5 protein-coding genes and 1 pseudogene are annotated in these 6,744 nt (G+C 71.3%); all 6 read left to right on the top strand.

The window, feature by feature from the left end:
• Positions 1 to 830: pseudogene (locus ABD401_RS11230) on the top strand (hypothetical protein); the annotation flags it as partial.
• 70 nt (positions 831 to 900) lie between these two features.
• Entirely contained in the window at positions 901 to 2,844 is a 1,944-nt protein-coding gene (locus ABD401_RS11225; protein WP_344604660.1) for a hypothetical protein, read from the top strand.
• Positions 2,845 to 3,300: 456 nt separating this feature from the next.
• Positions 3,301 to 4,701, top strand: coding sequence for a CopD family protein (locus ABD401_RS11220; RefSeq protein WP_344604659.1), 1,401 nt, complete (start codon positions 3,301 to 3,303; stop codon positions 4,699 to 4,701).
• A 31-nt stretch (positions 4,702 to 4,732) separates the two neighbouring features.
• Positions 4,733 to 5,092 carry a hypothetical protein gene (locus ABD401_RS11215; protein ID WP_344604657.1) on the top strand — a complete coding sequence of 120 codons (360 nt, stop codon included), beginning with the start codon at positions 4,733 to 4,735 and terminating at the stop codon, positions 5,090 to 5,092.
• Entirely contained in the window at positions 5,089 to 5,418 is a 330-nt protein-coding gene (locus ABD401_RS11210) for a DUF3817 domain-containing protein (protein ID WP_344604655.1), read from the top strand. The genes ABD401_RS11215 and ABD401_RS11210 overlap by 4 nt, the downstream gene beginning before the upstream one ends.
• 12 nt (positions 5,419 to 5,430) lie before the next feature.
• On the top strand, positions 5,431 to 6,570 hold the full coding sequence (locus ABD401_RS11205; RefSeq protein ID WP_344604653.1) for an AI-2E family transporter: 1,140 nt from the start codon (positions 5,431 to 5,433) through the stop codon (positions 6,568 to 6,570).
• The last annotated feature ends 174 nt before the right edge of the window (positions 6,571 to 6,744 follow it).

Raw genomic sequence — 6,744 nt, 5'->3', positions numbered from 1 at the left:
CGACCGGTTCCCCTGACGGGTCAGCCGGTGCCGCCGCCACACCGGCGCCGACCGCGACGGGGGCGGCCGCGACGCGGGAGACCGCGCCGGCTCCGGCCGGTCGCAAGGCGGCGACGGCGGGCCGCACCGGTTCCGCCGCTCGCGGCACCAAGGCGAACGGCCTGCCGCTGCCGCGCACCGAGCCCATCCCGGGGACCTACGGTCTGAGCGTCTCCGGTTCCGAGAAGGTGACCTTCGGTCCCTTCTCGTTCTGCGGTCGGGACCTGCCGAAGCAGTCGCAGCTCGTCGTCGCTCCCGCGCGCAACGAGCCGGCCGGGTCCTACAACTTCGACGTCCGGTACTTCCCCGGTGAGGCCGGCAAGCACGACGAACGGCACATCTACCGCTACGCCGGTGGCGCCGTCGACCTCACGTTCGAGTCCGCGACGGTGACGTGCAGCGGGGTGCGCCAGGGCTCCGACATCTCCTTCTCCCCGGCCCAGCGCTGCGTTCCCGCGGTGCTGAAGGTCGGCGAGAGCTGGTCCGGCACCGGCGGTGACGCCGACCGGACCGAGAAGTACACCTCGACGGTGACGGGCGTGGACACCCTGACGATTTCAGGGATCCGCGTTCCGGTCTTCGTCATCGACACCCGGACCACGTTCACGGGTTCGGAATCCGGTGAGCGCACGCGGCGGTGGTGGTACGCGCCGTCGCTGGCCATGCCGGTGAAGTGGGCGGACACGACCTCGGGGGGTCGGTCCGGCGCGAAGTACAGCAACGAGATCACGGTGACTGTGTCCAGCCTGCCGGATACAGCTGCCGAGGTGCTCGAGGCAGGGGGCCGATAACGCTCTGTTCAACGACGAGCACGCGTATCTGACCCCCGATCATTTCCTACAACCTCTGGAGCGAAACCAGATGACCACCCCCACCCAGGCTCCGCCGGGGCGCAGTCGCAAGCTGCCCCGACCGGGCCGGCGTCTGGCCGCGGTCGCCGCGGTCCCGACGCTGATCGCGGCGGGCTTCGTCGGCTTCAACTCGCCGGCGGCGGACGCCACCGACAAGGTCCTCACCTACACGTCGAAGTTCCAGGCGACGAACGGTGAGATCTTCACTGCGACGAACCACCTGGTCCAGGACAGCCCGGCGATCACGCAGGCCAAGCGCAACCTGGTCGACTCGGTCCTCAACGGGACCAACACCGACCTGGACGCGCAGAAGATCGTCACCAAGGACGGCAAGATCCGCCACGAGTACCTCGTGGTCTGGGCCGGTGACTGGAACGCGGCCGACAACAACTCCGCCGGCCTGCTGCAGACGCGCCCGGCGATCAACCCGGTGACGCTGCCCGACACGATTCGCGACAACGCGGTCGGCCCGGACTTCCTCGCCGTCGTCGACGCCACCAAGGGCTCGCCGACCTACGGCAAGGTCGTCAACACCGTCACGACCGCTCCGGTCGTGGAGAACGAGCCGCACCACATGCAGTACCTGTGGCACAAGGGCGACTCGATCTACGCCGGTGGTCTCTACAGCGACATCACCTACGTCTTCGACGTCAAGGCGCTGCCGAAGATCGAGATCAAGGGCGTCAACCTGCCGACCGACACCCCGTGCGGGTCGATCCCCGACGCGTACTGGACGCTGAAGGACGGCACGGCGTACGGCACCTACATGGGTGGCGCGGACGTCCCCGGCCCCTGCGTCTACACCAACGGTGAGGTCCGGGTCTCCAACGGCTTCGGCGGTTCGCCGGGCTCCCTGGTCCGCATCGGTCCGGACGGCAAGACCCTCTCCGAGGTTCCGGCCGCCCTCCCGACCTCCGAGGACCCGGTCCGCTGCATCAACTACCCGGTGCTGCCGCAGGCCACCTGCGCCAACCCGCACGGCATCCAGGCCCGTGAGGACCTGAACCGCCTGATCGCCTCGGACTACGCCGAGCCGCGCAACATCGTGCTCGACCCGGTCCGTCCGCCCGGCCCGAACGTCTTCCGCGACACGGTCCGCATCTGGGACATCTCCGACCGCGACAACGCCAAGCTCGTCTCGGTCTCGCAGATGCCCGACGGCCCCCGCAAGCAGCGCAACCCCTCGCACGAGGAGCCGCGCGGCATCATGGAGGTCACCGTCACCAACACGCCCAAGAACAAGGGCGCGTTCGCCTCGTCGATGTGCGGCGGTGTCATCTACTACACCCCGGACATCACCAACCCGAAGCCGGTCTGGCGTGAGGTCTTCGACGTGACCACCGCGTCGCGCTCGATCGACCCGCAGGTCACCGAGGGTGGCGGCTGCACCGGCGCCGGCTGGATCCAGACGAGCCCGGACGACAAGTACCTGTTCCACGCCGTCATCGGCCGTGGCCCGGGTTCGACGAGCCCGTTCGACACCGGCTCGGCGAAGATGGTCTACATGCTGGACATCCAGAAGCTCCTCAAGTCCGGCACGAACCCGAAGTGCAACATCGACACGATCCAGGAAGTCAGCAAGGGTGGCGACGAGCCCGACTGCCCGACGCTGTCGGACGCCTTCCACGTGCAGGACAACACCTCGGGTGGTCCGCACTGGGGTGCGATGGACAACTTCGAGCTGGGCAAGGACGGCTACTACCGCGAGACCAAGTCGCCCAAGCGCATCGCCTTCTCGAACTACTTCGTGGCCCGTACCAACACGGACGGCAACCACAAGCTGTGCATCCTGGACATCAAGAAGGGCAAGCTGGTCCTGGATGACCGGTTCGTCGACGAGTACGACGGCACGAGCTGCGTCAACTTCAACCGGACGTCGTGGCCGCACGGCGACTTCGGTGACGCCAAGCCGCACTCGATGCTCTTCGTCGTCGCCGACGAAGACATTCGATAAGAGGGATCCGCAATAACACGCAACATCGCTCGTAAGGTCGCCGCCGTCTCGATCCTGACCATCGGTCAGATCGGGGCGGCGGCGCCCGCGTTCGCCCACGGCGGGGGAGAGTCCGCCGCCGACCTCGCGGCCGCCGACGCCGTCGCCCGCGCGGTCGCCCTCGCGACCGCCGCGCTGCTGGCCGGCGTCGCGCTGCTCCGGCCCCTCGCCGGTCGCCCGACCGAGACCGCCCGCGGGCTGCTCGCCACCGCCGCCGCGGCCGGTGCGCTCGCCGCCGTCGTCGGCGCCGTCGGTGACCTGGAGAGCCTCCGCTACCTCCTGCTCGTCCCGCTGCTGGCGGTCACCGCGGCCGCGGCGATCCGCGGACCGGCCGGCGCCTCCATCGCCGCCGGGGCCGCCTCGAACGTCTGGCTGTCCTGGAGCGCGCTGACCGACTCCGTCGGGGACGCGATCCTGATGCTCGGTCACGTCGGCGTCGCCACCGTCTGGGCCGGCGCCGCGCTGGCGTCCGCGACCGCCGAGCCCGGTACCCGGGCCGCGCTGGTCCGCCGCCTCGGCCCGGTCGCGATCGGCGCCGGCGTGCTCGCCGCCGTCACCGGCGTCCTGTCCGCCCGCAACTACGACGTCTCGCTCGACGGCATCACGATCACCGACTTCGGCACGGTGGTCGTGATCAAGGCCGCGCTGCTGATCGGCGCCGGTGCCCTCGGCCTCGGCGTCCGCTACCTGCTGCGGGCCCGCCGCGGGGCCGCCCCCGGTCCGCAGGGCGGGGGAGTGCTGGCCCGCCTCGAGCTCGGCGTCCTGTGCGCCGCGATCGTCGCCGGCGCGGTGCTGACCAGCCTGCCGCCGCCGGGCAAGCCGCCGGCCCCGGGCGCGCCCCTGGTCCGCGCGCTCGACATCGACGACGCGATGACCGGCCTCGCGATCGCCCCCCAGCGGCCGGGGCTCAACCTCGTCCACCTGATGACCGACCGGCTCACCGACGTCGTGGTCGACGGCCGGCGCTACCGCGCCACGCCCCGCCCCGGCGCCCCCGGCCTGTGGGCCGAGGTCTCGCTGCCGGCGGGCCGCTCGCTGATGGAGATTCGCCAGGGCCGCCAGGTGGCCGCACAGATCGTCGACACCGGCTCCGGTCCGGCGCAGGAGGGTCTGACCGGCCCGGACGGCGCGGAGTGCGCCGCCGCGGCCATGGGCGCCGCGCTGGCCGGGTCGAAGCTTCCGCTGGCGGCCTGCCCGTCCGAGTCCCTCTCGCCGCCCGACACGGCGGCCCTGCGGGCGCTGGTGGCGTCGCTGGAGGGCCGGGGCGTGAAGAGCCTGCAGCTGATCACCGACACCTCCCCGCGCGGCGTCGCCGCCGAGCGCGTCGTGCGCGCCCAGGCCAGGAGCGCGAAGATCGCGATCCGGACGGGCAAGGTCGACGCCGTCCTCGCGATCGCCGGGTGGGAGGTGTCCCAGGCCGCGCTGGAGGCGCAGCGGGACGCCACCCCGCCGCTCTACGGCGTGTACCTGGCCCCCTGGCTGGTCCAGTCGAAGCTCGTGGCGGCCACCGGCGGGTCCCCGCTGGCCGTGCTGCCGTTCGACCCCGCGAGCCCGGAGGCGCAGGCCTACATCACCGCGTTGCGCCGGGTCGGCCCGAACGAGACCGCGACGGCCGCCGGCTACCTGGCCTTCCTCGCCGCCCTCGACCAGCAGCTGCCCCCGCGGGATCTGTTCCTCTACGCGGCGACGGTGAGCTTCGAGATCATGCCGATGGGGGACGGCGCCGGCGGGTCCATGGACCACAGCGGCGTGACCACGACCTGGTTCGAGGGCGGGGCGCTCACCCCTGTGAGCAAGGCCCTGCCCGTGCCCGGCTGAGGCCGGACGGGCCGCAGGTACCGTGGAAGCCGTGTCGGTCCTGCTCAAACCCCGCTGGGTGGCGTTGCACGTCTTCGCCGCCGTGGTGGTCGCGGGCTGCACCTGGGCCGCCTGGTGGCAGTTCACCGTCGCTCAGGACGGCAGCGGCCGGAGCCTGGGTTACGCCCTGCAGTGGCCCGCGATCGGCATCTTCGGCCTCGGCGTCTGGGCCTGGCTGTGCCGGGACGGCATCCGCGCCGCCCGGGAGGGCGATTCGGCGAAGCCGCCGCCGCCCGCCCCGGCGCCCGTGCGGCGGACCCCGGTGGTGACCGTCGACCCCGACGAGGACCCGGAACTGGCCGCGTACAACGCCATGCTGGCCCGGTTGCACGAGAAGGACGAGAACGCGTGAAGAACACCCCGGCCACCCGCTACCAGGTGGCGGCCTACGTCGTCGGCGTCCTGCTGCTGCTCGTGTGCGTCGAGATGGTGATGGCGTACGGCTTCGACAACAAGTCGCTGAAGTGGGTCGTGTACGCCCACGGCTACTTCTACATCCTGTACCTGGTGCTGGCGTTCGACTTCTTCCGCCGCTACCGGTGGCCGCTGCGCCGGCTCGGGGAGATGATCCTCGCCGGGGTCGTCCCGGGCATGACGTTCGTCGTCGAGCGGCGGATCGCCCGCCTCGCGCAGGAGACTCCCGCGCGCCTCGACGGATCCGGGGCCGCCGCGCTCTAGCGTCGGGTCGACATGACCGCACCCGACGGCAGCGCACCGGTGACGACACCGGTCGCCGGCGGCACCAGTTGGCCGCCGATGATCTACATCGCCAAGGCCACCGCCACGGTCCTCGGCGTGATCGCGCTCGCGCTGTTGATCTCCGAGGTCCGCTCGGTGATGGCGTCGATCTTCCTCGGGTTCTTCTTCGCCGCCGGCCTCGAACCGGTCATCCGGAAGATGGAGGCGCGCGGCCTCCGGCGCGGCGAAGCCGTCCTCATCCTCGTCATCGGGGTGCTGACGGCGATCACGCTGATCATCTGGCTGATGATCGTGCCCGCGGTCGAGCAGGCGAGCGAGTTCGTCGCCAACATCCCGACGCTGCTGGACGACCTCAACGAACGCGGTGAGGGCCGGGAGATCCTCGGCGTCAAGCTCGACGACCCCGAGGTCCAGCGCAAGATCCAGGAGCAGCTCGACAAGATCCCGGAGATCCTCGCCGCCTCGCTCGGCACCGTCTACGGGATCCTCGGCGGCATCGTCACCGCCCTGTTCGGCATCTTCTCCGTCTTCGCGCTGACGATCTACTTCATGATGGCCATGCCGCGGCTGCACTCGTTCGCCGCGCGGGCCCTGCGCGACCCGGAGAAGGTCGAGGTCCTCGACAGCTCCCTCGACCGGATCGGCGGCTACGTCACCGGTCAGCTGATCGTGTCGCTGTCCGCGGGCGTCTTCGCCGGCGTCGTCCTGAGCGTCCTCGGCGTCCCGTACTCGATGGTGCTCGGCCTGGCGGTGGCGTTCTTCGACGCCATCCCGCAGGTCGGCGCGACGATCGGCGCGATCATCTGCACCCTCGTCGCGCTCACCGAGAGCTGGCACCTCGCGCTCGCGGTCTTCGTGATCCTGGTGGCCTACCAGCAGTTCGAGAACTACGTCCTCGCGCCGCGGGTGTTCTCCAAGGCCGTCGACCTGTCCCCGATCGCGGTGTTCATCGCCGTGCTGGTCGGCGCGGCCGTCGGCGGCGCGATCGGCGCCCTCACCGCCCTCCCCGTCACCGCCGCCCTCAAGGTCGTCTTCCGCTACGTCTTCCGCGAGCAGCTCGGCCGGATCGACCAGGAGGCCTACCTCGGCCGCGGCGTCTACGGCGACGACGAGCGCGAGGACATCCCCTGACGCCGCCGCTCCCACCGCCGCTCGCGCCGCCGCTTCACCGGCTGAGGCCCTGCTTCACCATGCGGCCCGGCTGGTGGAGCGGGTGCTCGCCTGGTGAAGTGGCGCGGGGCGGCTGGTGAAGCTGCGCGCCGGGGCGGGGCGAGGACATCCCCGGTCGGCGGCGGGGGCTTCACT

The sequence above is a fragment of the Sporichthya brevicatena genome (assembly GCF_039525035.1).
In the GTDB taxonomy this organism is placed as follows: Bacteria; Actinomycetota; Actinomycetes; order Sporichthyales; family Sporichthyaceae; genus Sporichthya; species Sporichthya brevicatena.
Note: the sequence above shows the minus strand (reverse complement) of the source record. Positions and strands in the feature narration are given on the sequence as shown.

What these genes read in the sequence shown, in the direction of transcription:
- ABD401_RS11225 (WP_344604660.1), top strand. Translation starts at nt 901, where the DNA reads ATGACCACCCCCACCCAGGCTCCGCCGGGGCGCAGTCGCAAGCTGCCC.
- ABD401_RS11220 (WP_344604659.1), top strand. Translation starts at nt 3,301, where the DNA reads ATGCTCGGTCACGTCGGCGTCGCCACCGTCTGGGCCGGCGCCGCGCTG.
- ABD401_RS11205 (WP_344604653.1), top strand. Translation starts at nt 5,431, where the DNA reads ATGACCGCACCCGACGGCAGCGCACCGGTGACGACACCGGTCGCCGGC.